This is a genomic window from Aquitalea sp. ASV11 (assembly GCF_016429185.1).
Lineage (GTDB): Bacteria > Pseudomonadota > Gammaproteobacteria > Burkholderiales > Chromobacteriaceae > Aquitalea > Aquitalea pelogenes.
In genome coordinates this window covers 1-255 of the sequence record NZ_JAELUD010000317.1, presented here as the reverse complement: position 1 = coordinate 255, position 255 = coordinate 1, and the positions used below count along the sequence as shown (strand labels likewise).

Below are 255 nucleotides of genomic sequence, written 5' to 3'. Positions count from 1 at the left end.
GCGCCTTTTTCTATCATCCATTTGATGGGGCGCAGCTCGAAGATGCGTTTCGGTTTCGGGCTGGGCACCACGCGGCGGTAGTAGTCGCCGTCGGCCTTGACGGTCCAGCCGTGGCTGGCAGCCAACGCTTCGGCTTCTTCCTTGCTGTACACCGGGCCGACGAATTTGGTGGGGTTCTGGAAGGCCGGGTCGGCGGCGTCGACTTCGGTCTGGGTGAGGATGGTGGCCAGCGGCACTTCAAACGGCAGCACGTTG

At 63.1% G+C, this 255-nt stretch carries 1 pseudogene; it reads right to left on the bottom strand.

Features of this window, described 5'->3' with window-relative positions:
* Window positions 1–255 (bottom strand): annotated as a pseudogene (locus JHD62_RS22350) (carbamate kinase); the annotation flags it as partial.